Origin of the sequence: Streptomyces sp. NPDC001480 (assembly GCF_042894725.1) — a bacterium.
Lineage (GTDB): Bacteria > Actinomycetota > Actinomycetes > Streptomycetales > Streptomycetaceae > Streptomyces.
This window is the reverse complement of the sequence record NZ_JBIAVX010000034.1, coordinates 31,128-53,388: the sequence shown is the minus strand read 5'-3', so window position 1 is coordinate 53,388 and position 22,261 is coordinate 31,128. Positions and strand designations below refer to the sequence as shown.

Here is a 22,261-nt window from a genome sequence, read left to right as displayed (position 1 = left end):
GGCCGCACCCAGGCCACCCTCTTCGAGTACCTGCGGATGATCGCCGTCGCCCGCCTCTTCCTCGACAACGTGCGGCACATCCAGGGCTCCTGGCTGACCACCGGCAAGGAGGTAGGTCAGCTGTCGCTGCACTACGGCGCGGACGACCTCGGCTCGATCATGCTGGAGGAGAACGTGGTCTCCTCGGCCGGCGCCAAGCACCGCTCCAACCGGCTGGAGATCATCGACCTCATCAGGAAGGCGGGCCGGGTCCCGGCGCAGCGCGCGACGACGTACGAGCACCTCGTCGTCCACGACGACCCGGCGAACGACCCCGTCGACGAGCGCGTGATGTCGCACATCTCGTCCACGGCGATCGCGGGCGGCACCGCCCACCCCGAGCTGAAGCTGCTGGCGTCCAACTAGAGCCGACCAGAGCCGAGCAGGGGTTCCGTGCTGACACTTCACGTCGCCGAGCAGTCGCCGGAGGCGGCGGTCCTGGTCGACGGGGCGTCCGTCGCCGCCGTCGGCCCCTACCAGGAACTTGCCGACGCCCACCCGCGGGCGAGGGTGCGGCGCTGGCCCGGCATCCTGACTCCGGGACTGCTGAACCCGTACGGCCCGGAGCTCCTGGAGGCCACGTACCACCCCGACCCGCGCGAGGCAGACGCCCTCGGTACCGAGCCCATCGGCGGGGAGCGGGCGCGGGAGATCTTCCGCACCGACCCCGCCCGCCTGGGCGCGAGCGCGCGGCGCGGGGTGCAGCGGATGCTGGCGCACGGCACGGTGGCGGTGGCCGGGGAACTGCGGTCGCGGGCCGTGGCCGACGCGGTGCGCAGGGCCGGGCTCGCGGTGGGACAGCGGCCGGACCGCCTCCCAGGCCCGGCGGCGCTGTCCCCGGCCCCGCTGATCCTGCTGCCCAGGCTGGTGCCGGGCGGTCCCGCCCGATTCGCCGTGTTCGACGTCGCGGACCGCGCCGAACTGGTCCGGCGTGGTGCCGGGACCTGCGTGGCGACCGTGATCGGCGGCCGGCTGGTGTACCGGGGTCGCTGATCACGGCTCGTGCCGGGGAACGCCGGCTCAGCCCGCGAACGCCTTCCCGAACGCCCCCGAACTCTGCTTCACCCCGCTGCAGTCGGTCGCCGCGTCGTCGGACGCGGAGTCGTCGTCGCATTGCTGGTCCCGGAAGCCGGCCCACATCGACACCCAGGCGATCTCCTTCTCCTCGGCGAACGTCCGCACCTGGGCCGCGTCGAAAAGGGTGAACGTCTCGTTGTCGACGTCGTTGACGCCGATCATCGAGGTCAGCGCCATGCCCCGCCAGGCGTTCGCGTCGGACAGGCCGAAGACCTTCTTCAGCTGGGTGTGGGTGGCCCTGGCGGCGGTGAGGGCGTAGTCGCCCATGTCGCCGGTGTACGACTCGCCGTAGTTCATCGTCATGATGTTGACCGTCGAGACCTGGACGTCGTACTCGTTCGCGGACTCCAGCAGCGCCAGGCCGTCGTCGTCCAGCCCGGAGGGCATCACGGGAAGGGTGAAGGAGACCGTGAGGTCGTCGCGGTCCTTCTGGAGCAGGGCGATCGCCTTCGAGCGCAGGGCGACCGAGTCGGAGTCGGTCAGTTCGTCGCCCTCGATGTCGAAGTCGGCCTCGGTGGCGCCCGCCGCGTCCAGCGCCTCGGCGTAGGCGGCGGCCAGCTTCGACGCGCTGTCGCAGGTGGCCGCCAGCTCCTTGCCGGAGGCGCCGCCGAAGGACACCCGCACCGTGGCGCCGTCCTGCTTCAGCTGCGAAATCCGGCTCTTCACCGCCGAGTTGCCGATGGCGTACTCGTCGTTCCACTTCGGTGTGCAGTCGCTGCCGTCGGCGATCACGAAGGCCAGGTTGTACGTCGTCGGGGAGCCCGCGGAGTCGTTGTCGGAGGCGGTGGTGGCGCTGACGTACGGGGCGTAGGAGGTGCTCGAAGCGGCCGCGGCCTCGGTGCTCGCGGCACTGCGTTCCGGGGGCGCGGGCGCCGCGTCCGACGTTCCGCCGGAGCCCGAGGAGCACCCCGTGACTGCCATGGCAAACAGGCATGTGAGCCCGGCCGCCGGCTTCAGGAAACCCCTCATGGCTACTGCACCCGCTCTCGTGATTTGTGTCTCAGCACTGAAACAAAGTCTCCTTCAAAAGGAAAACGTCTCATGCGAAGCCGATGTTCAATTCGACGGAGAATGCACAGGCAATGCATGGGTCGCAGGGTGCGAATCGGGCCAACTGGGCTGCCTGAAAGGGTTGTTCGCGGATTTTCCGCCCGTGGTGGCGTTGCGCAGGACTTCACAGAATCTCTCAGGAAACAGATAGCTTGGGGCGTTTCTCATGGCCACTTCACAAGAAGAAGGGGTGCGGACACATAAAGAGTCCCTAATATCCGGGGAATGCATTCCGAGACTGCCATCGAAAGCGCCGCAGAGGGGCGCGGTCGCCGTCGCAAACGTGGCAACGGGTCCGCCGAGGGGCCCGTGTTCGTTGACAACTCCGGACGTCGGTCCAGAGTGCTGCGCCGCATCGGCCTCGGCGTGGGTGTCGTGTGTGCCGGCTACGCCGTCGTGCTCGTCATGGCCTTCATGGGCTGGGGCACCTCGCTCACCCCGTCCTCGCTGCTGCCCTTCGCGGGCGGGCGGAGCGGCCAGGCCCCCGGCGGCTACGCGCCGCAGGGCGGCATCGGCCGCCAGGCCGGCCTGCCCAGCGGCGCCCCGTCGGCGCCGCCCACGCCCAGGGGCACACCCGCGGCCACAGCCACGGTCGCACCCACGGCCACGGCCACCGCCACCTCGTCGGCCACCGCCACCTCGTCCGCGTCCGCCAACTGACGGGAGCGCAGCCACCCTCATGACTACTTCGACACCCGCACGCCGCAGACGCCGAGCCCCCACCCGCATGGAGCGGGCGGCCGGCAAGGCCGCGGCCCTGCAGAAACCGCGTGTCATCCTCGCCCTGCTGCTCCTGCTGGCGCTGACCTGCGTGATGCTGCTCGACGGCTATCTGCGCGCCGAGGTCGGCGGCGACCAGCGGGTGCGTACCGGCGCCAGCTCCAGCAAGGTCCCCGACAAGATCCTCGACGGCGACCCGATCCTCACCTTCCGGGGCGGCCGGGCGACCACGGTCTCCGTGCCGGACAAGACCATCGCGCTCACCTTCGACGACGGGCCGAACCCGACCTGGACGCCGCAGGTGCTCAAGATCCTCCGGGAGAACGACGTGCCCGGCACGTTCTTCCTGGTCGGCTCGATGGTGTCGCGCTACCCGAGCATCGTGAAGACGATGGTCGGCGAGGGCAACGAGGTCGGCATCCACACCTTCACGCACGTCGACCTGTCGTACCAGAGCGACGCCCGCGTCAACCGCGAGATGCAGCAGACACAGCTCGCCCTCGCGGGCGCGGCCGGCATCACGACCACGCTGTTCCGCGCGCCGTACTCCTCGGAGACGGACGCCATCGACAACTACAGCTGGCCCGTGTACGAGAAGCTCGGCAAGGACGGCTACACCAGCGTCTTCGTCGACACCGACAGCGACGACTGGAAGAAGCCGGGCGTCTCGAAGATCGTCAAGTGGGCCACGCCGAAGGGCACCAAGGGTGCTTCCGTGCTCTTCCACGACGCGGGCGGTGAGCGGTCGCAGACCATCAAGGCGCTGCCGCAGTACATCAAGAAGATGAAGGCGAAGGGCTACACCTTCACCACCATCAGCGGTGTCGTCCAGAAGCAGAACGCGGCGGAGCGGCAGACGACGGGTGGTGGACAGCCCGGGAGCGGGCCCGGTGCCGCGCCGGGCGGTGAGAACGGCCGGGGTGGTCAGGGCAGTCAGGGTGGCGCGAGCACCATCGCCCGCCTCCAGGCGGCCCACCGCACCGCCACCGGCATGACCCTCTACGAGGGCAAGGCCCTCATCGTCGCCGTCGCCGTCGCCGAGTGGACCGTGCCCACCCTGTCGTACGGGCTGCTGGTCGTGGGCGTCGCCGTCATGGGCCGCTTCGGGATGATGCTGATCCTCGCCCGGCGCCACTACAGACAGCGCAACAAACGCCGCTTCAGCTGGGGCCCGACGGTCACCCAGCCGGTGAGCGTGATCGTCCCGGCGTACAACGAGAAGGAGTGCATCGCCAACACCCTCGAGTCGCTGGCGCAGAGCACTCATCCGATCGAGATCATCGTGGTCGACGACGGTTCGACCGACGACACGTCCCAGATCGCGCGCGGCGCGGCCGAGTCGCTCGGCATGCGCAACGTCCGGGTCATCCGCCAGGAGAACGCCGGCAAGCCGGCCGCCCTGAACAACGGCGTCCGCAACGCCAGTCACGACATCGTCGTGATGATGGACGGCGACACCGTCTTCGAAGCGGACACCGTACGGCAGTTGGTGCAGCCCTTCGCCGACCCGGAGGTCGGCGCGGTCGCGGGCAACGCCAAGGTCGGCAACCGCGACACGGTCATCGGCGCCTGGCAGCACATCGAGTACGTGATGGGCTTCAACCTCGACCGGCGCATGTACGACCTGCTGCGCTGCATGCCCACCATCCCGGGCGCGATCGGCGCGTTCCGCCGGGACGCGGTGCTGGAGGTCGGCGGCATGAGCGAGGACACCCTCGCCGAGGACACCGACATCACCATCGCCATGCACCGCGCGGGCTGGCGGGTGGTCTATCAGGAGCACGCCAAGGCCTGGACGGAGGCGCCCGGTTCGCTCAAGCAGCTGTGGTCGCAGCGCTACCGCTGGTCGTACGGCACCATGCAGGCGCTGTGGAAGCACCGCAAGTCCCTCACGGACAAGGGGCCCTCGGGGCGCTTCGGCCGGGTCGGCATGCCGCTGGTGGTGCTCTTCCAGATCGTCACGCCGGTCTTCGCCCCGCTCATCGACGTGTTCACCGCCTACTCGATGATCTTCATCGACTTCCAGGCGGCACTGCTCGCCTGGCTCGCGGTGCTCGCCGTCCAGCTCGTGTGCGCGGCGTACGCCTTCCGGCTGGACCGGGAGAAGTACCGCTACCTGCTGATGATGCCGCTGCAACAGCTGGCCTACCGGCAGATGATGTACCTCGTCCTCATCCACTCCTGCATCACCGCCCTCACCGGCGGCCGGCTGCGCTGGCAGAAGCTCAAGCGCACGGGCGAGGTCGGGACGCCGGCGGGGGTGAGCGGCTGATGAGCTGGGAGCAGCAGCAGGGATACGGGCAGCCGTATCCGCAGGGGTACGACGGCTACCGGTACGGGGAGCAGCTGTATCCGCAGCAGTATCCGCAGCAGTATGCGGACTACGGGCACGTCGCGGCGGCGGAGGCCACGGCGACTGAGGCCACGGTGGCGGAGGCCACGGCGCCGCTGCCGGTGGTGGAGCCGGCTCCCGAACCGGACGCCGGCCCCGAACCCCGGCCCGAACCGGACCCCGGCCCCGAACCCCGGGCGTCCGCCGCCGAGGAGCGGAGGCCCCGGGCCAAGTCCAGGCCCACGGGCCGCGACCGCTACTTCGACACCCTCCGCGCCGTCGCCCTCATCCGCGTCGTCACCTATCACACCTTCGGCTGGGCCTGGTGCGGCATGGTCTTCCCGTCCATGGGGATCATGTTCGGCCTGGCCGGCACCCTGATGGCGAAGTCGCTGGAGCGCCCCGCGGCCAAGGTCCTGAGGAGCCGGCTGCGCAGACTGCTGCCGCCCTTCTGGTTCTGGGGCGTCTTCGTGGTGCTGGCGATGCTGATCCACGACTGGATCCCCGACTGGCAGATCGTCTACTGGATCGTGCCGCTCGGCGACCCGCCGGGCAACGCCTGGGGTGAGCAGGCCTGGGAGATCCTCTGGTACCTGCGCACGTATCTCTGGTTCGTCCTGCTCTCCCCGCTGCTGCTACCGGTCTTCCGGCTCGCCCCGGTCCCGGTGCTGGCGCTGTCCCTCGCGCCGATCCTGGTGCTGAACTTCGTCTGGTCCGGCCCGGACAACCGGCTGGGCAGCGCCCTGTGGGACCTGTCGACGTACCTCTTCTGCTGGATCCTCGGCTTCGCCCACCGCGACGGTGTGCTCCAGCGGATGAAACCGGCCCCGGTGGTCGTGCTCTCGTTCGCCGCGCTCGGGTACGGCGGCTGGTACGCCTTCTCGCACCAGGCCGACTTCGGCACGTACGACCTGGACGAGAACCCCCTCGCGCAGGCCTTCTGGTCGGCCGGGTTCGTGATGCTGCTGATGTGGGCGAAGGTGTACTTCCGGATCGACTTCGCCTGGCTCACCCGCTTCAAGCGGCTGGACCGGACGGTCACGGTCTTCAACGCGCGCGCGGTGACGATCTACCTCTGGCACGAGATCGCGCTGGTCCTCGCCGTCCCGCTGATCGACCAGTTCTGGAACGTCCCCGCCTTCGAGAAGTACCTGCCGCTGGACAGCCAGTGGTTCATGTTCGGCATCGGCTGGGTCCTGATCGCGCTGTTCGTCGTGCTGTGCGGCTGGGTGGAGGACGTGGCGGCGAAGAAGAAGCCGAGGCTGCTGCCGTGACCGGCCGAGGGTGCTGCGGCGGGGTCGGGGGCCCTGCTGCCACAATGGGCCCGTGACCCGCGCATCCCTGGACAAGCAGCCGCACGAAGTCGCCTCGATGTTCGACAACGTGGCGGAACGGTACGACCTGACCAACGACGTGCTGTCCCTGGGGCAGGACCGGCGCTGGCGCAAGGAGGTCGCGAAGGCGGTCGACGCGCGCCCCGCGCAGAAGGTCCTGGACCTCGCCGCGGGGACCGCCACCTCGTCGCTGCCGTTCGCGCAGACGGGCGCCTACGTGGTCCCCTGCGACTTCTCCCTGGGCATGCTCCAGGTCGGCAAGACGCGCAATCCCTGGCTGCCCTTCACGGCCGGCGACGCCACGCGGCTGCCGTTCAAGGACGACACCTTCGACGCCGTGACGATCTCCTTCGGCCTGCGCAACGTGCAGGACACGGACGCGGCGCTCCGTGAGATGTACCGGGTGACCCGGCCCGGCGGGCGGGTGGTGATCTGCGAGTTCTCGCACCCGGTCTGGGCGCCCTTCCGCACCGTCTACACCGAGTACCTGATGCGCGCCCTGCCGCCGGTCGCACGGGCGGTCTCCTCCAACCCCGACGCCTACGTCTACCTCGCCGAGTCCATCCGCGCCTGGCCCGACCAGCCCGCGCTGGGCGAACGGCTGCGCAAGGCGGGCTGGTCCCGGGTCGCGTGGCGGAACCTGACGGGCGGTGTGGTCGCCCTGCACCGGGGTTTCAAGGAGAGCTGAAGCCGACGACGGCGTACGGATCGCCCGGCTCGTCCAGTTCGCGTTGCATCCCGCCCCTGGGCGGCCTCGGGATGCGAGGCTCCCGCACGCCCCCGCCGCCCTCTCCCTCACCGAAGTCGAACCACACGTACACCATGGACTCCCGGGGCACCTCGGCCCCGGGCTGCGGGTACTGGCGCACGACGTAGTCGACGACGGTGTGGGGGAAGTCCGGCCGGTCCGGGGCGTTGAGGAACAGTCCCCACGCCTGGGCGGTCTCGCGCGCGTCGACGGCCATCAAGCCGACGAGACGAGGTACGCGCACTTCGGGTGTTTTGGGTGTTATGCGCACAGATGTCACCCCCAGTGGTACTGGAAGGGTAACCCCGTGCGCACGGCAGCCGGAAGCTTTAAGTGTCTTTCTGTGACAGTCGATTACGCTAAGTAATCAATTTCCGGGTCATTTCGGGTCAACGGGTCATTTCAGGTCAGAACGAGCCGGTAGCAGAGCGCGGGCACGTCCAGCCTCGGGTGCGTGTAGGTCTCAGCGGGTTCCATGCCCAGCCGCCGGGCCACCGCGGCGGAACGCTCGTTGCCGGAGCTGATCACGGCCACCACCTCCGGCACGCCCGCCGCCCGCACCCGGTCGAGCGTCTCGCGCGCCGCCGCGGTCGCGTACCCCCTGCCCCAGTGCGCCCGCCCGATCCGCCAGCCGATCTCTATCTCGCCCTTCGGTCCCCACTCCCGCGGCCACGGCTGGGCGCCCGTGAAGCCGATGACCTCGTCGTCCTCGCCGAGCAGGGACCACAGGCAGAAGCCCCGCTCGGCGTCGTGCCGGCGCTGTCGGGCGGTCAGCTCCTCGTAGACCGACAGGGCCGCCGGCGTGCCGCCGAAGAACTCCATGACCTCGGGGTCGTCGAAGGCCCGGTGCCAGGCGAACGCGTCCTCGTGGGTGGGGACGCGCAGTCGTACCGCGGGGAGAGGTCGGTTCACGGAGGCAGCCCTTCAGCCGGGTGATCAATGCTGCTGAATAGACTGCCCATGTCCAGTGCCGGTCGGCACGCACATTACGAACCTTGGGGAGATCCCGCCGTGACCGAGCCCCTCTCCGACAACACCGCCGACGTGATCGTCGTGGGCGCGGGGCCAGCCGGCTCCACCACCGCGTACCACCTCGCCAGGGCCGGACTCGACGTACTCCTGCTGGAGAAGACCGAGTTCCCGAGGGAGAAGGTCTGCGGCGACGGCCTGACCCCGCGCGCCGTGAAGCAGCTCGTCGCGATGGGCATCGACATCTCCGAGGAGGCCGGCTGGCTGCGCAACAAGGGCCTCCGCATCATCGGCGGCGGCGTCCGCCTCCAGCTGGACTGGCCCGATCTCGCCTCCTTCCCCGACTACGGACTGGTCCGCAAGCGCGACGACTTCGACGAGCAGCTCGCCCGGCAGGCCCAGAAGGCCGGCGCGCGGCTGTACGAGCGCTGCAACGTCTCCGGCCCCATCGTCGACGACCGCACCGGCCGCATCACCGGCGTCACCGCCAAGCTCGGCGAGGACAAGCGCGAGGTCGCCTTCCACGCGCCGCTCGTCGTCGCCGCCGACGGCAACTCCACCCGCCTGTCCCTGGCGATGGGCCTGCACCGCCGCGAGGACCGCCCGATGGGCGTCGCGGTCCGCACCTACTTCACCTCGCCGCGCCACGAGGACGACTACCTGGAGTCCTGGCTGGAGCTCTGGGACCGCCGCGGCCCCCAGGACCGCCTGCTGCCCGGCTACGGCTGGATCTTCGGCATGGGCGACGGGACGAGCAACGTCGGCCTGGGCGTGCTCAACACCTCCGACTCCTTCAAGGAGCTGGACTGGCGCGAGGTCCTGAAGGCCTGGTGCGCCTCCATGCCCGAGGACTGGGGCTACACGCCGGAGAACATGACCGGCCCGATCCGCGGCGCCGCCCTCCCGATGGCCTTCAACCGCCAGCCGCACTACACCAAGGGCCTGCTGCTGGTCGGCGACGCCGGCGGACTGGTGAACCCCTTCAACGGCGAGGGCATCGCCTACGCCATGGAGTCCGGCCAGCTCGCCGCCGACGTCATCGTGCAGGCCCACGCGCGGCCCACGCCCGGCGGGCGCGAACTGGCCCTCCAGCGCTATCCGCGCGTCCTCAAGGACACCTACGGCGGCTACTACACGCTGGGCCGCGCCTTCGTGAAGCTCATCGGCAACCCGAAGGTCATGCAGATCGCCGCCCAGCGCGGCCTGACCCACCCGATGCTGATGAAGTTCACCCTGAAGCTCCTGGCCAACCTCACCGACCCGACGGGCGGCGACGCGATGGACCGGATCATCAACGGGCTGAGCCGGGTGGCGCCGAAGGCGTGAGCCTCCTGACGGCAGCGTCCTGACGGCCCGGCGGGTGGACACGTCCTCCCGCCGGGCCGTTCCGCGTCCAGCTGACGACATGTCCGACATGTTGGGCAACTGGGCCGTTATGGACAACTGGGTCATGCTGGACGACTGAGCATCACGGGGGACGCCGAAGGGCCGCTGCCCCCGAGCGGCTGCGGCCCTTCACGCGTGGGTGGGGTGCGGTCAGAGCACCCGCACGGCACCGGTCGGCGGGTCGTAGGAGAGCGGGTGCTCCCCGACGCCGCTGGAGGGGTTCTGCGCGCCGACGAACATGCCGTCGCCCACGTACACCGCGACGTGGTACGCGCTGCCCGCGCTGCCCCAGTACAGGATGTCGCCCGGCTGAAGGTTGCTCAGCGACACCTGGGTGCCGGCCGTCGACTGGTCCTGGGAGACACGCGGAAGGCTGATCCCGACCTGCTTGAACGCCGTCTGCACCAGACCGGAGCAGTCGTAGGCGGACGGGCCGGTGGCACCGGAGACGTACGCCTTGCCGATCTGCGCCTTGACGAACGCGACGACCGCGGCGGCCGAACCCGTGGCCGTCGACGAGGACGTGCTCGTGGAGGTGTTGACGGTCGCCTTGGCGGAGAGGGTGGTCCGCTCCGAGTTGCGCGAGGCGCGGGCGGCGGCCTCCTTGCGGGCGGCCTCCTGCGCGGCCTTCTTCTTGGCCTCCGCCTTCTGCTTCGCGTCCGCGAGGTCCGACTTGGCCTGCTTGGCGGCCTTTGCGGCGGCCGCGTCACGCTCGGCCTGAAGCTGGTAGTTCGCGGCGGCCTGCTGCGTGGCGTCCGCGGACTGGGCGACCTGGGTGGCCACGTCGGCCGTCAGCGTGGGCAGTTCGAGCGTCTGAGTCACCGGCTCGGCCGCGTTGGCCGCGCCGGACGCCCCGGCCACTGCCAGGGTGCTGAGGACGCCACCGGCAACTCCGGCCCGCATCGCGATTTTCGACGCGCTGCGGCGGGGTTTCCGGTGGCTGCGTATGTGAGCGGTGTGGGACATGGGGATAAGCGGTACCAGGGGCTCCTTCATATCTTCAAGAAACGTGTGCTGCGCCACATTTACTCAACCGAGCCCCTGAAACCCGCGCGTGTCGTTCCTTATTGACGCCGTAACGGACATTGCGGACGCAGGTGATCAGGCCGTTGATCATGGGTTTTCATGATTACGTCCGAATTGCCCTCCGCCTACCATTGGTTGCGCTCGGTGGCCAAGCCCGGTTCTCAGGCGCCTCTCATGGATGTGGCGGAGGTCACGGAACGGTCACCGGTGGGGCCGCGTCTCGCGCGTAGATCACGACCGAATTACAGCCGTGTCACGCGACGGACTTCGTGAACGCGTGCACGCGTCCACATTCCGCACCGCACCTCCCTCCGATGTGTGAACGCGAGCCTCTAGCAGGGCATGACGTCCAGCGCGAATTTGCATGCAAGGGAAGTCTCTTGATATTGAGACGCGCCTTCCGGCCTGCGGTGACGAGCGAAAATGTCACTTCTGGTGATCACTCGGACGCTTCCGGTGTGAAGATCACTGCTCATCCGACTTCATGATCGTTCGTCAGGTGGTGGAGATCACAAAGCTTGTGCCAAACGCCGTGTCGCAGATCACAGAGCGGCGGGCATAAGATGCGAGGCAGTCGGGCTTGTGACCTGCTTCACATGTTCTCGATCTTCGCCCGGGACGAGCGGGGTTCGTGGCACCTGTGAGGCGGATGGTCCGACGCAACCGCCAGCAGTCAGTGCCGACTGAGAGGAGCGAGGAGCGGTGAACGCGTATGCGCCCATCCTCGTACTGGGAGCCCTCGGGGCAGGCTTTGCGATCTTCTCCGTGGTCATGGCCACGCTGATCGGTCCGAAGCGGTACAACCGCGCCAAGCTCGAGGCCTACGAGTGCGGTATCGAGCCGACCCCCACGCCGGCCGGCGGCGGGCGCTTCCCCATCAAGTACTACCTGACGGCGATGCTCTTCATCGTCTTCGACATCGAGATCGTCTTCCTCTACCCCTGGGCCGTCACCTTCGACGCCCTGGGTGTTTTCGGGCTCGTGGAGATGCTGCTCTTCGTGCTCACCGTCTTCGTCGCCTACGCGTACGTGTGGCGGCGCGGCGGCCTGGAATGGGACTGAGGGGCCTTTAGGACATGGGACTCGAAGAAAAGCTGCCGAGCGGTTTCCTGCTCACCACCGTCGAGCAGGCCGCGGGCTGGGTGCGCAAGGCGTCCGTCTTCCCCGCCACGTTCGGCCTCGCCTGCTGCGCCATCGAGATGATGACCACCGGAGCCGGCCGCTACGACCTGGCTCGCTTCGGCATGGAGGTCTTCCGCGGCTCACCGCGCCAGGCGGACCTGATGATCGTCGCGGGCCGGGTCAGCCAGAAGATGGCGCCGGTGCTCAGGCAGGTCTACGACCAGATGCCCAACCCGAAGTGGGTGATCTCCATGGGTGTCTGCGCCTCCTCCGGCGGCATGTTCAACAACTACGCGATCGTCCAGGGCGTCGACCACATCGTCCCGGTGGACATCTACCTGCCAGGCTGCCCGCCCCGCCCCGAGATGCTGATGGACGCGATCCTCAAGCTCCACCAGAAGATCCAGTCCTCCAAGCTCGGCGTGAACGCCCAGGAGGCGGCCCGCGAGGCGGAGGAGGCGGCGCTCAAGGCCCTGCCCACGATCGAGATGAAGGGGCTGCTGCGGTGAGCGACGCGAACGGCACCAACGGCGTGAACGGGTCCGCGAACGGGGTGAACCCCGAGAAGGACCTCGCCGCCTCCAACCTGCCCGGCCACCGCGGCCAGGGCGGCGAGGAGATCCGCGTCCAGCGCGGCATGTTCGGCGCCAACAACGGCGGCGACACCTCCGGCTACGGCGGCCTGGTCCGCTCGGTCCGGCTCCCGGGCCCGGCGACCCGGCCCTACGGCGGTTGGTTCGACGAGGTCGCCGACGAACTCGAGGGCGCGCTGGAGGAACAGGGCCTGCTGCCCGACAACGCGATCGGCAAGACGGTCGTCGACCGCGGCGAGCTCACCTTCCACGTCGAGCGCGAGCACCTGCTGCGCGTCGCGCAGACCCTGCGCGACGACCCGGCCCTGCGCTTCGAGCTGTGCACCGGCGTCAGCGGCGTCCACTACCCGCAGGACAAGGGCCGCGAGCTGCACGCCGTCTACCACCTGCGCTCGATCACCCACAACCGGCTGATCCGCCTCGAGGTCAGCGCTCCCGACGACGACCCGCGCATCCCGTCGCTGGTCTCCGTCTACCCGACCAACGACTGGCACGAGCGCGAGACCTACGACTTCTTCGGGATCGTCTTCGACGGTCACCCGGCCCTGACGCGGATCATGATGCCGGACGACTGGCAGGGCCACCCGCAGCGCAAGGACTACCCCCTCGGCGGCATCCCCGTCGAGTACAAGGGCGCCCAGATTCCGGCTCCGGACCAGCGGAGGTCGTACTCGTGAGCACGCAGTCAGCAGCCGCGTCCGCCTCGGCGCGCGAGACCACCGAGGGCACCGTCTACACGGTCACCGGTGGCGACTGGGACGAGGTCGTCCAGTCCGCGGCCCGTGCCGACGACGAGCGCATCGTCGTCAACATGGGTCCCCAGCACCCGTCCACCCACGGGGTGCTCCGCCTGATCCTGGAGATCGAGGGCGAGACGGTCACCGAGGCCCGCTGCGGCATCGGCTACCTCCACACCGGTATCGAGAAGAACCTCGAGTACCGGACATGGACGCAGGGCACCACGTTCGTGACGCGCATGGACTACCTGACGTCCTTCTTCAACGAGACCGCCTACTGCCTCGCCGTCGAGAAACTCCTCGGCATCGAGGACCAGATCACCGAACGGGCCAAGATCATCCGGGTGCTCCTGATGGAGCTGAACCGGTTGTCCTCCCACCTGGTGTGCATCGCCACCGGCGGCATGGAACTCGGCGCCACCACGATCATGATCTACGGATTCCGTGATCGTGAAATGATTCTCGACATCTACGAGCTCATCACGGGCCTGAGGATGAACCACGCGTACATCCGCCCCGGCGGACTCGCGCAGGACCTGCCGCCCGGCGCGGTGGACCACATCCGCGAGTTCGTGAAGAAGATGAAGAAGAACCTCCCGGAGTACGACAAGCTCGCCACCGGGAACCCCATCTTCAAGGCCCGCATGCAGGACGTCGGCTACCTCGACCTGGCCGGCTGCATGGCCCTCGGCGCCACCGGCCCGATCCTCCGCTCCACCGGCCTGCCGCACGACCTGCGCAAGACACAGCCGTACTGCGACTACGAGACCTACGACTTCGAGGTCCCGACCGCGGACTCCTGCGACTCCTACGGCCGCTTCCTGATCCGCCTGGAGGAGATGCGCCAGTCGCTCGGGATCGTCGAACAGTGCCTGGACCGGCTCCAGCCGGGCCCGGTCATGGTCGCCGACAAGAAGATCGCCTGGCCCGCCCAGCTCGCGCTGGGACCGGACGGACTCGGCAACTCCCTCGACCACATCAAGAAGATCATGGGCACCTCCATGGAGGCCCTGATCCACCACTTCAAGCTGGTCACGGAGGGCTTCCGCGTCCCGCCGGGACAGGCGTACGCGGCGGTCGAGTCGCCCAAGGGCGAGCTCGGGGTGCACGCCGTGTCCGACGGCGGCACCCGCCCCTACCGGGTCCACTTCCGCGACCCGTCCTTCACCAACCTTCAGGCCATGGCGGCGATGTGCGAGGGCGGCCAGGTCGCCGACGTCATCGTCGCCGTCGCGTCCATCGACCCCGTGATGGGAGGCGTCGACCGGTGACCACCTCTTCTTCGGAGCGGGGCGTCAGCCTCGGCATGCCCGAGCTGCCGGCGCCCGGCTACCCGGACGACGTCCGAGCCCGGCTGGAGGCGGACGCGCGCGAGATCATCGCCCGCTACCCCGACTCCCGATCGGCCCTGCTGCCGCTGCTGCACCTGGTGCAGTCGGAGGAGGGCCACGTCACGCGCACCGGGATGCGGTTCTGCGCGGACATGCTGGACCTGACCACGGCCGAGGTCACCGCGGTCGCCACCTTCTACACCATGTACCGGCGCAAGCCGTCCGGTGACTACCAGGTCGGCGTCTGCACCAACACCCTCTGCGCGGTGATGGGCGGCGACGCGATCTTCGAGGAACTCCAGGAGCACCTCGGCGTCGGGAACGGCGGGACCACCGGCGACGGCAAGATCACCCTGGAGCACATCGAGTGCAACGCGGCCTGCGACTTCGCGCCGGTCGTGATGGTGAACTGGGAGTTCTTCGACAACCAGACCCCGGCCAGCGCCACCCGCCTGGTCGACGACCTCCGCGCGGGACGGCCCGTCGAGCCCACGCGCGGGGCACGCCTGTGCACCTTCAAGGAGACCGCCCGGATCCTGGCGGGCTTCCCCGACGAGCGGCCAGGGGCCGTCGAGGAGAGCGGCAGCGCGGGACCCGCTTCGCTGGTGGGCCTTCGCCTGGCAAGGGGAGAGGCCGCACCCGCGCGGGTGGTGCATCCGCGGGACGGCGGACCGCACGACGAACCGCAGGACCGGGCGGCGCACGAGCCGTCGCCGGCCGAGCACCTCAGTTCGCATGACGCGCCGCAGGAGACATCGGCCTCGGACCCGTCCCACCCGGCAGGGCCTACCGCCGAGGAGGGTGAGTGATGAGCGTGGCCGCCGAACTCAAGGACACCAGCCCGGAGAAGCTGCTCGCACCCGTGCTGTCGGCCTTCTGGGACGAGGACAGGTCCTGGACGCTGGACGTCTACCGGAGGCACGAGGGGTACGAAGGGCTCCGCAAGGCGCTCGCCATGTCGCCGGACGACCTGATCGCGTACGTCAAGGAGTCCGGTCTGCGCGGGCGGGGCGGCGCGGGGTTCCCGACGGGAATGAAGTGGCAGTTCATTCCGCAGGGTGATGGAAAACCGCACTATCTAGTTGTCAACGCCGACGAGTCGGAGCCCGGGACCTGCAAGGACATCCCGCTCCTCTTCGCCAACCCGCACAGCCTCATCGAGGGCATCGTCATCGCGTGTTACGCCATCAGGTCTTCGCATGCCTTCATCTATCTGCGTGGTGAAGTCGTCCCCGTTCTGCGGCGGTTGCACGAGGCCGTGCGCGAGGCCTACGCGGCGGGCTACCTCGGCGAGAACATCCTGGGCAGCGGACTCGACCTCCAGCTCACCGTGCACGCCGGCGCCGGCGCGTACATCTGCGGTGAGGAGACCGCACTGCTCGACTCGCTCGAAGGCCGCCGTGGTCAACCGCGGCTGCGTCCCCCCTTCCCTGCCGTCGAGGGCCTCTACGCGTGCCCGACTGTTGTGAACAACGTCGAGTCGATCGCGTCGGTTCCCGCCATCCTGAAAAACGGCAAGGAATGGTTCAGGTCGATGGGCAGCGAGAAGTCCCCGGGCTTCACGCTCTACTCGCTCAGCGGCCATGTCGCCAGCCCCGGCCAGTACGAGGCCCCGCTCGGCGTCACACTCCGCCAGCTCCTCGACATGAGCGGCGGGATGCGCCCCGGGCACCGGCTTAAGTTCTGGACGCCCGGCGGCTCCTCGACACCGATGTTCACCGACGAGCACCTCGACGTCCCACTCGACTACGAAGGAGTGGGCGCCGCCGGCTCCATGCTCGGCACCAAAGCACTCCAGTGCTTCGACGAGACCACCTGCGTCGTGCGGGCCGTCACCCGCTGGACCGAGTTCTACGCCCACGAGTCCTGCGGCAAGTGCACGCCCTGCCGCGAAGGGACCTACTGGCTGGTGCAGTTGCTGCGGGACATCGAGGCCGGCAAGGGCGTCACATCCGACCTCGACAAGCTCGCCGACATCGCCGACAACATCAACGGCAAGTCCTTCTGCGCCCTCGGCGACGGCGCCGCCTCGCCGATCTTCTCCTCGCTCAAGTACTTCCGCGAGGAGTACGAGCAGCACATCACGGGCCGGGGCTGCCCCTTCGACCCGGCCAAGTCGACGGCCTGGGCGGACCGCCCGGAGGTGAACGCATGACCGTGACCACCAGCGCTCCCACCGGAGGAGGGCAGGCGGCGGTCCCGCCGGAAGACCTCGTCACGCTGACGATCGACGGCATCGAGATCAGCGTGCCCAAGGGCACCCTGGTCATCCGGGCCGCCGAACAGCTCGGCATCGAGATCCCCCGCTTCTGCGACCACCCCCTGCTCGACCCCGCCGGCGCCTGCCGCCAGTGCATCGTCGAGGTCGAGGGCCAGCGCAAACCCATGGCCTCCTGCACGATCACCTGCACGGACGGCATGGTGGTGAAGACCCAGCTCACCTCGCCGGTCGCCGAGAAGGCCCAGCACGGTGTGATGGAACTGCTGCTCATCAACCACCCGCTGGACTGCCCGGTCTGCGACAAGGGCGGCGAGTGCCCGCTCCAGAACCAGGCGATGTCGCACGGCAACGCCGAGTCCCGCTTCGGCGGGAAGAAGCGGACGTACGAGAAGCCGGTCCCGATCTCCACACAGGTACTGCTCGACCGCGAGCGGTGCGTGCTGTGCGCCCGCTGCACCCGGTTCTCCAACCAGGTCGCCGGCGACCCGATGATCGAGCTGCTCGAACGGGGCGCGCTCCAGCAGGTCGGCACCGGTGAGGGCGACCCGTTCGAGTCGTACTTCTCCGGCAACACCATCCAGATCTGCCCGGTCGGCGCGCTCACCTCGGCGGCCTACCGGTTCCGCTCCCGCCCCTTCGACCTGATCTCGTCGCCGTCGGTCTGCGAGCACTGCTCGGGCGGCTGCGCGACCCGCACCGACCACCGGCGCGGCAAGGTCATGCGGCGGCTCGCCGCCGACGACCCCGAGGTCAACGAGGAGTGGATCTGCGACAAGGGACGCTTCGCGTTCCGTTACGCACAAACGAAGGACCGGCTCGACACGCCGCTGGTGCGAAACGCCGAGGGCGAGCTCGAACCGGCCTCCTGGCCGGAGGCGTTGCAGATCGCCGCCCAGGGACTGCTGGCCTCGCGCGGCAGGACCGGCGTCCTCACCGGCGGACGCCTCACCGTCGAGGACGCCTACGCGTACAGCAAGTTCGCGCGCGTGGCCCTCGACACCAACGACATCGACTTCCGCGCGCGGGTGCACAGCAGCGAGGAAGCCGACTTCCTGGCGGCCCGGGTGGCCGGGCACGGCCGTGACATCGACGGTACGGGCGTCACGTACACCGCTCTCGAAAAGGCGCCCGCCGTCCTGCTGGTCGGGTTCGAGTCGGAGGAGGAGGCACCCGGCGTCTTCCTGCGGCTGCGCAAGGCCTGGCGCAAGCGCAAGCAGCGGGTGTTCTCGCTGGCCACACACGCCACGCGCGGCCTGGAGAAGGCGGGTGGCACGCTGCTGCCGGCCGCTCCCGGTACCGAGACGGAGTGGCTGGACGCGCTCGCGAGCGGTGTCGGCCTGGAGGATGCCGGAACCCTGGCCGGCGAGGCGCTGCGCACCGAGGGCGCGGTGATCGTCGTCGGTGAGCGGCTGGCCTCGGTCGCCGGTGGCCTCACCGCCGCCGTACGTGCCGCGTCCGCGACCGGAGCGGGGCTGGTGTGGATTCCCCGGCGGGCCGGGGAACGCGGCGCGATCGAGGCGGGCGCGCTCCCGTCGCTGCTGCCGGGCGGGCGTCCGGCGACCGACCCGCGCGCGCGTGAGGAAGTCGCCGCGGCCTGGGGGCTGGCCGAACTCCCGCACCGCTACGGCCGCGACACCGGCCAGATCGTCGAGGCCGCCGCGAGCGGTGAGCTCCAGGCCCTGCTGGTCGCGGGTGTGGAGGTCGCCGACCTGCCGGATCCGGCACGCGCGCGTGAGGCGCTGCAGGAGGCCGGGTTCGTGGTGTCGCTGGAGCTGCGGCCCAGCGAGGTCACCGAACGCGCCGACGTCGTCCTGCCGGTCGCCGCGGTCGCCGAGAAGGCGGGCACCTTCCTCAACTGGGAGGGCAGGGGCCGCCCCTTCGAGGCCGCGCTCAAGCCCGACCAGATGACCCGCCGTCTGGCACCGGCCGACGCGCGGGTGCTCCAGATGCTGGCCGACGCCATGGACGTACACCTCGGCCTGCCGGATCTGCGGACCGCGCGTGCGGAACTGGACCGGCTCGGCGCCTGGGACGGGCCGCGGGCCTCCGAGCCGCTGGAGACGGCGCGTGCGCTGCCGCGTCCGGCCGCCGGGGAGGCCGTGCTGGCCGGGCACCGGCTGCTGCTCGACCAGGGCGTGCTCCAGGAGGGCGACGAGGCGCTCACCGGAACCCGGCACGCGGCACGCGCGCGCGTGTCCGCCGCGACGGCCGCCGAGGCGGGCGTCGCGGAAGGCGACCTCCTCGCGGTGACCGGCCCCGCCGGGGTCGTGGAACTCCCGCTCCAGGTCACGGAGATGCCCGACCGGGTGGTCTGGCTCCCGTTGAACTCCGTCGGCGCCGGTGTCGCCTCCGACACCGGGGCACAGCCCGGCGCCCTCGTCCGTATCGGCCCGGCGGCACTCGCCGAAGAGGCCCCCAAGGAGGTGGAGGCATGAGCCCGTACCTCGCCGCTGAAGACCTCTCGATGTTCGGCCGCGACCCCTGGTGGCTGGTCGTCATCAAGGCCGTCTTCTGCTTCGCCTTCCTGATGGTGACCGTACTGTTCTCCATCGTCTGGGAGCGCAAGGTCGTCGCCTGGATGCAGCTGCGCATCGGCCCCAACCGGCACGGCCCCTGGGGCATGCTCCAGTCGCTGGCCGACGGCATCAAACTGATGCTCAAGGAAGACGTCATCGTCAAGCGCGCGGACAAGGTGGTGTACGTCCTCGCGCCGATCGTCGCGGCCATCCCGGCCTTCATGGCGATCGCGGTGATCCCGTTCGGACCGGCCGACAACGAGATCTCGATCTTCGGGCACCGCACCCCGATGCAGCTCACCGACCTGCCGATCGCGATGCTCTACATCCTCGCGGTCGCCTCGGTCGGGATCTACGGCATCGTGCTGGCGGGCTGGAGTTCCGGATCCACCTATCCGCTCCTCGGCGGCCTGCGCTCCTGCGCGCAGATGATCTCCTACGAGATCGCCATGGGCGCGGCGTTCGCCTCCGTGTTCCTCTACTCGGGGTCGATGTCGACGTCGACGATCGTCGAGCAGCAGCAGGGCCGCTGGTACATCCTGCTGCTGCCGGTCTCCTTCATCCTCTACATCGTCACGATGGTGGGCGAGACCAACCGCGCCCCCTTCGACATGCCGGAGTCCGAGGGCGACCTGGTCGGCGGCTTCAACACCGAGTACTCGTCGATCAAGTTCGCGATGTTCATGCTCGCCGAGTACGTCAACATGGTGACGGTCTCGGCCGTGTCGACCACGCTGTTCCTCGGTGGCTGGCGTGCCCCCTGGCCGATCAGCACCTTCTGGGAGGGCGCGAACCACGGCTGGTGGCCGCTGCTCTGGTTCGTGATCAAGGTCCAGCTGCTGCTGTTCTTCTTCATCTGGCTGCGCGGCACACTCCCGCGTGTCCGCTACGACCAGCTGATGAAGCTCGGCTGGAAGGTCCTCATCCCCGTCTCCGTGACGTGGCTGATGCTCGTCGCGACCGTGCGGACCCTCAGGAACGAGAACTACGACTTCGCCGACATCACCCTCTACGTCGGCGGCGCCGTCCTGGCCCTGCTCCTGCTGTCCTTCGTGGCCGACATGTTCCGCGACAAGGCCAGGAAGGCCGAGCCGCCCGCAGCCCAGCCGGCCGGGTTCGACCCGATGGCCGGTGGATTCCCGGTGCCGCCGCTGCCCGGACAGGAGCTTCCGCCGGTGCCGAGGCGTCGCTCGCACCGCGACCGGGAGCTGATTGTCAGTGGTGGGGCGGACACTGTCAGTGACGGATCTTCGGATGGAAAGGAGGCGTCCGATGGCTGAGGAGCCCCAGGAGGCCGGGCAGGCGAAGCCTGGCTTCCAGAACCCCGTGGCCGGCTTCGGCGTGACCTTCAAGGCCATGTTCAAGAAGCGGCTGACCGAGCAGTACCCGGAGCAGAAGAAGACCACGGCTCCGCGGTTCCACGGACGGCACCAGCTCAACCGCCATCCGGACGGCCTGGAGAAGTGCGTCGGCTGCGAGCTGTGCGCCTGGGCCTGCCCCGCCGACGCCATCTACGTCGAGGGTGCCGACAACACCGACGAGGAGCGCTACTCGCCGGGCGAGCGGTACGGCCGCGTCTACCAGATCAACTACGCCCGCTGCATCCTGTGCGGCCTGTGCATCGAGGCGTGCCCCACGCGCGCGCTCACGATGACCAACGAGTTCGAGCTGGCCGACAGCAGCCGCGCCAACCTCATCTACACCAAGGAGCAGCTGCTCGCCGGACTCGAGGAGGGCATGGTCGACTCCCCGCACGCCATCTACCCCGGCATGGACGAGCAGGACTACTACCGGGGCCTGGTGACCGAGGCCGCGCCCGGGACCGTACCGCAGGTGGCCCGCTCCAAGGGCGAGGTGCCGCAGGAGGCCGCCTCGACCTTCGGTGCGGACGAACCCGCCTCCCAGAAGGTGATCGGCCGATGACCGCGCAGCTCGCCGCCTACTCCACCTCCACCGGAGAGGCCTTCCAGTTCTGGGTCCTCGGCACCGTCGCCGTGATCGGCGCCCTGTGCACCGTCTTCATGAAGAAGGCCGTGCACAGCGCGCTCTGTCTCGCCGGCACGATGATCGTCCTGGCGGTGTTCTACCTCGCCAACGGCGCCTACTTCCTGGGGATCGTGCAGATCGTCGTCTACACCGGCGCGATCATGATGCTGTTCCTGTTCGTGGTGATGCTCGTCGGCGTCACGGCCGCGGACTCGCTGAAGGAGACCATCAAGGGCCAGCGCTGGCTGGCCCTCCTGTGTGGGGTGGGCTTCGGCATCCTGCTGCTCGGCGGCATCGGGAACGCCTCCCTGAAGGAGTTCGACGGCACCGGCCAGGCGAACGCGAACGGCAATGTGGAGGGACTGGCGTCCCTCATCTTCACCAAGTACGTCTTCGCCTTCGAAATCACCGGCGCCCTGCTCATCACGGCCGTCGTCGGCGCCATGGTCCTCACCCACCGCGAGCGCACCGAGCGCGCCAAGACGCAGCGCGAGCTGTCCGAACAGCGCGTCCGCGAGGGCAAGTACGTGCCGCCGCTGCCCGCGCCCGGCGTGTACGCCCGGCACAACGCCGTCGACATCGCGGGTCTGCTGCCCGACGGCACCCCGTCGGAGCTCACGGTCAGCAAGACGCTGCGCGAACGCGGCCAGATCCGGGACGTGTCGACGGAGGCCCTCAACGACCTGCGGGCCCTGGAGCAGCGCGCGGAGGAGCGCCTGGAGCGCACGACGATCGAGCCGGCGAACCTCAAGCGGGCCGAGGAGGCGCAGAAGTGAACCCCGTCAACTACCTGTATCTCGCGGCGCTGCTGTTCACGATCGGTGCGACCGGCGTGCTCATCAGGCGGAACGCGATCGTCGTGTTCATGTGCATCGAGCTGATGCTCAACGCCTGCAATCTCGCGTTCGTCGTCTTCTCCCGGATGCACGGCAACCTCGACGGCCAGATCATCGCCTTCTTCACGATGGTCGTGGCCGCCGCCGAGGTCGTCGTCGGTCTGGCGATCATCGTGTCGCTGTTCCGCGCCCGCCACTCGGCCTCGGTCGACGACGCCAGCCTGATGAAGCTGTAAGG

21 protein-coding genes and 1 pseudogene are annotated in these 22,261 nt (G+C 69.2%); 18 read left to right on the top strand and 4 right to left on the bottom strand.

What is annotated here, in order from left to right:
* Both ACFY01_RS43850 and ACFY01_RS43845 read left to right on the top strand, forming a co-directional pair.
* A pseudogene (locus tag ACFY01_RS43850) lies at positions 1 to 405 on the top strand (dehypoxanthine futalosine cyclase); the annotation flags it as partial.
* 27 nt (positions 406 to 432) lie between these two features.
* Positions 433 to 1,032, top strand: coding sequence for a hypothetical protein (locus tag ACFY01_RS43845; protein ID WP_390741374.1), 600 nt, complete (start codon positions 433 to 435; stop codon positions 1,030 to 1,032).
* Between the two features lie 27 nt (positions 1,033 to 1,059).
* Here ACFY01_RS43845 and ACFY01_RS43840 read toward each other — a convergent pair whose 3' ends face one another.
* A complete protein-coding gene (locus ACFY01_RS43840) occupies positions 1,060 to 2,085 on the bottom strand; it encodes a chitinase (protein WP_390741373.1) in 1,026 nt (341 codons plus the stop codon).
* A 390-nt stretch (positions 2,086 to 2,475) separates the two neighbouring features.
* Between ACFY01_RS43840 and ACFY01_RS43835 the strand changes: the two genes are divergently transcribed.
* From ACFY01_RS43835 to ACFY01_RS43820, 4 genes are read left to right on the top strand one after another with little or no spacing between them, the layout of a single operon-like run.
* Entirely contained in the window at positions 2,476 to 2,826 is a 351-nt protein-coding gene (locus ACFY01_RS43835; protein ID WP_390741372.1) for a hypothetical protein, read from the top strand.
* Between the two features lie 19 nt (positions 2,827 to 2,845).
* A complete protein-coding gene (locus ACFY01_RS43830) occupies positions 2,846 to 5,158 on the top strand; it encodes a bifunctional polysaccharide deacetylase/glycosyltransferase family 2 protein (RefSeq protein WP_390741371.1) in 2,313 nt (770 codons plus the stop codon).
* The gene (locus ACFY01_RS43825) at positions 5,158 to 6,492 is read left to right on the top strand and encodes an acyltransferase family protein (RefSeq protein ID WP_390741370.1); all 1,335 of its coding nucleotides are present in this window, start codon (positions 5,158 to 5,160) and stop codon (positions 6,490 to 6,492) included. The genes ACFY01_RS43830 and ACFY01_RS43825 overlap by 1 nt, the downstream gene beginning before the upstream one ends.
* A 52-nt stretch (positions 6,493 to 6,544) precedes the next feature.
* Positions 6,545 to 7,240: a demethylmenaquinone methyltransferase gene (locus ACFY01_RS43820; protein WP_390741369.1), complete on the top strand. Its 696-nt coding sequence runs from the start codon at positions 6,545 to 6,547 to the stop codon at positions 7,238 to 7,240.
* Here ACFY01_RS43820 and ACFY01_RS43815 read toward each other — a convergent pair.
* Together ACFY01_RS43815 and ACFY01_RS43810 are read right to left on the bottom strand one after the other, a co-directional pair.
* On the bottom strand, positions 7,227 to 7,544 hold the full coding sequence (locus ACFY01_RS43815; protein ID WP_390741368.1) for a PASTA domain-containing protein: 318 nt from the start codon (positions 7,542 to 7,544) through the stop codon (positions 7,227 to 7,229). The two genes, ACFY01_RS43820 and ACFY01_RS43815, sit on opposite strands and share 14 nt — an antisense overlap.
* A gap of 158 nt (positions 7,545 to 7,702) precedes the next feature.
* Complete coding sequence (locus ACFY01_RS43810) at positions 7,703 to 8,212, bottom strand: GNAT family N-acetyltransferase (protein WP_390741367.1); 510 nt, start codon at positions 8,210 to 8,212, stop codon at positions 7,703 to 7,705.
* A 48-nt stretch (positions 8,213 to 8,260) separates the two neighbouring features.
* On the opposite strand from ACFY01_RS43810, the gene ACFY01_RS43805 reads away from it, so the two are divergent.
* Positions 8,261 to 9,595, top strand: a complete 1,335-nt coding sequence (locus tag ACFY01_RS43805; protein WP_390741366.1) for a geranylgeranyl reductase family protein — start codon at positions 8,261 to 8,263, stop codon at positions 9,593 to 9,595.
* Between the two features lie 210 nt (positions 9,596 to 9,805).
* Here the strand turns inward: ACFY01_RS43805 and ACFY01_RS43800 are convergent, their stop codons facing one another.
* Positions 9,806 to 10,621: a C40 family peptidase gene (locus ACFY01_RS43800; protein WP_390741365.1), complete on the bottom strand. Its 816-nt coding sequence runs from the start codon at positions 10,619 to 10,621 to the stop codon at positions 9,806 to 9,808.
* A gap of 762 nt (positions 10,622 to 11,383) precedes the next feature.
* On the opposite strand from ACFY01_RS43800, the gene ACFY01_RS43795 reads away from it, so the two are divergent.
* The 11 genes from ACFY01_RS43795 to nuoK are packed head-to-tail and all read left to right on the top strand — an operon-like array spanning position 11,384 to position 22,259.
* Entirely contained in the window at positions 11,384 to 11,743 is a 360-nt protein-coding gene (locus ACFY01_RS43795) for an NADH-quinone oxidoreductase subunit A (protein ID WP_007383963.1), read from the top strand.
* Between the two features lie 14 nt (positions 11,744 to 11,757).
* Positions 11,758 to 12,312 (top strand): NADH-quinone oxidoreductase subunit B family protein, encoded by a 555-nt coding sequence (locus ACFY01_RS43790; RefSeq protein ID WP_361466338.1) that lies wholly within the window; start codon positions 11,758 to 11,760, stop codon positions 12,310 to 12,312.
* Positions 12,309 to 13,073 (top strand): NADH-quinone oxidoreductase subunit C, encoded by a 765-nt coding sequence (locus tag ACFY01_RS43785; RefSeq protein WP_390741364.1) that lies wholly within the window; start codon positions 12,309 to 12,311, stop codon positions 13,071 to 13,073. The genes ACFY01_RS43790 and ACFY01_RS43785 overlap by 4 nt, the downstream gene beginning before the upstream one ends.
* Positions 13,070 to 14,404, top strand: coding sequence for an NADH-quinone oxidoreductase subunit D (locus ACFY01_RS43780; protein ID WP_390741363.1), 1,335 nt, complete (start codon positions 13,070 to 13,072; stop codon positions 14,402 to 14,404). Before ACFY01_RS43785 ends, ACFY01_RS43780 begins: the two co-directional genes overlap by 4 nt.
* Positions 14,401 to 15,273: an NADH-quinone oxidoreductase subunit NuoE gene (gene nuoE, locus ACFY01_RS43775; RefSeq protein ID WP_390741362.1), complete on the top strand. Its 873-nt coding sequence runs from the start codon at positions 14,401 to 14,403 to the stop codon at positions 15,271 to 15,273. The genes ACFY01_RS43780 and nuoE overlap by 4 nt, the downstream gene beginning before the upstream one ends.
* Complete coding sequence (nuoF, locus tag ACFY01_RS43770; protein ID WP_361812130.1) at positions 15,270 to 16,619, top strand: NADH-quinone oxidoreductase subunit NuoF; 1,350 nt, start codon at positions 15,270 to 15,272, stop codon at positions 16,617 to 16,619. Before nuoE ends, nuoF begins: the two co-directional genes overlap by 4 nt.
* Entirely contained in the window at positions 16,616 to 19,120 is a 2,505-nt protein-coding gene (locus ACFY01_RS43765) for an NADH-quinone oxidoreductase subunit G (RefSeq protein ID WP_390741361.1), read from the top strand. The genes nuoF and ACFY01_RS43765 overlap by 4 nt, the downstream gene beginning before the upstream one ends.
* A complete protein-coding gene (gene nuoH, locus ACFY01_RS43760) occupies positions 19,117 to 20,481 on the top strand; it encodes an NADH-quinone oxidoreductase subunit NuoH (protein ID WP_390741360.1) in 1,365 nt (454 codons plus the stop codon). The genes ACFY01_RS43765 and nuoH overlap by 4 nt, the downstream gene beginning before the upstream one ends.
* Entirely contained in the window at positions 20,474 to 21,124 is a 651-nt protein-coding gene (gene nuoI / locus ACFY01_RS43755; protein WP_390741359.1) for an NADH-quinone oxidoreductase subunit NuoI, read from the top strand. The genes nuoH and nuoI overlap by 8 nt, the downstream gene beginning before the upstream one ends.
* Positions 21,121 to 21,963 (top strand): NADH-quinone oxidoreductase subunit J, encoded by an 843-nt coding sequence (locus ACFY01_RS43750; RefSeq protein ID WP_390741358.1) that lies wholly within the window; start codon positions 21,121 to 21,123, stop codon positions 21,961 to 21,963. The genes nuoI and ACFY01_RS43750 overlap by 4 nt, the downstream gene beginning before the upstream one ends.
* The gene (gene nuoK, locus ACFY01_RS43745) at positions 21,960 to 22,259 is read left to right on the top strand and encodes an NADH-quinone oxidoreductase subunit NuoK (RefSeq protein ID WP_361449666.1); all 300 of its coding nucleotides are present in this window, start codon (positions 21,960 to 21,962) and stop codon (positions 22,257 to 22,259) included. Before ACFY01_RS43750 ends, nuoK begins: the two co-directional genes overlap by 4 nt.
* Positions 22,260 to 22,261: the final 2 nt, after the last annotated feature.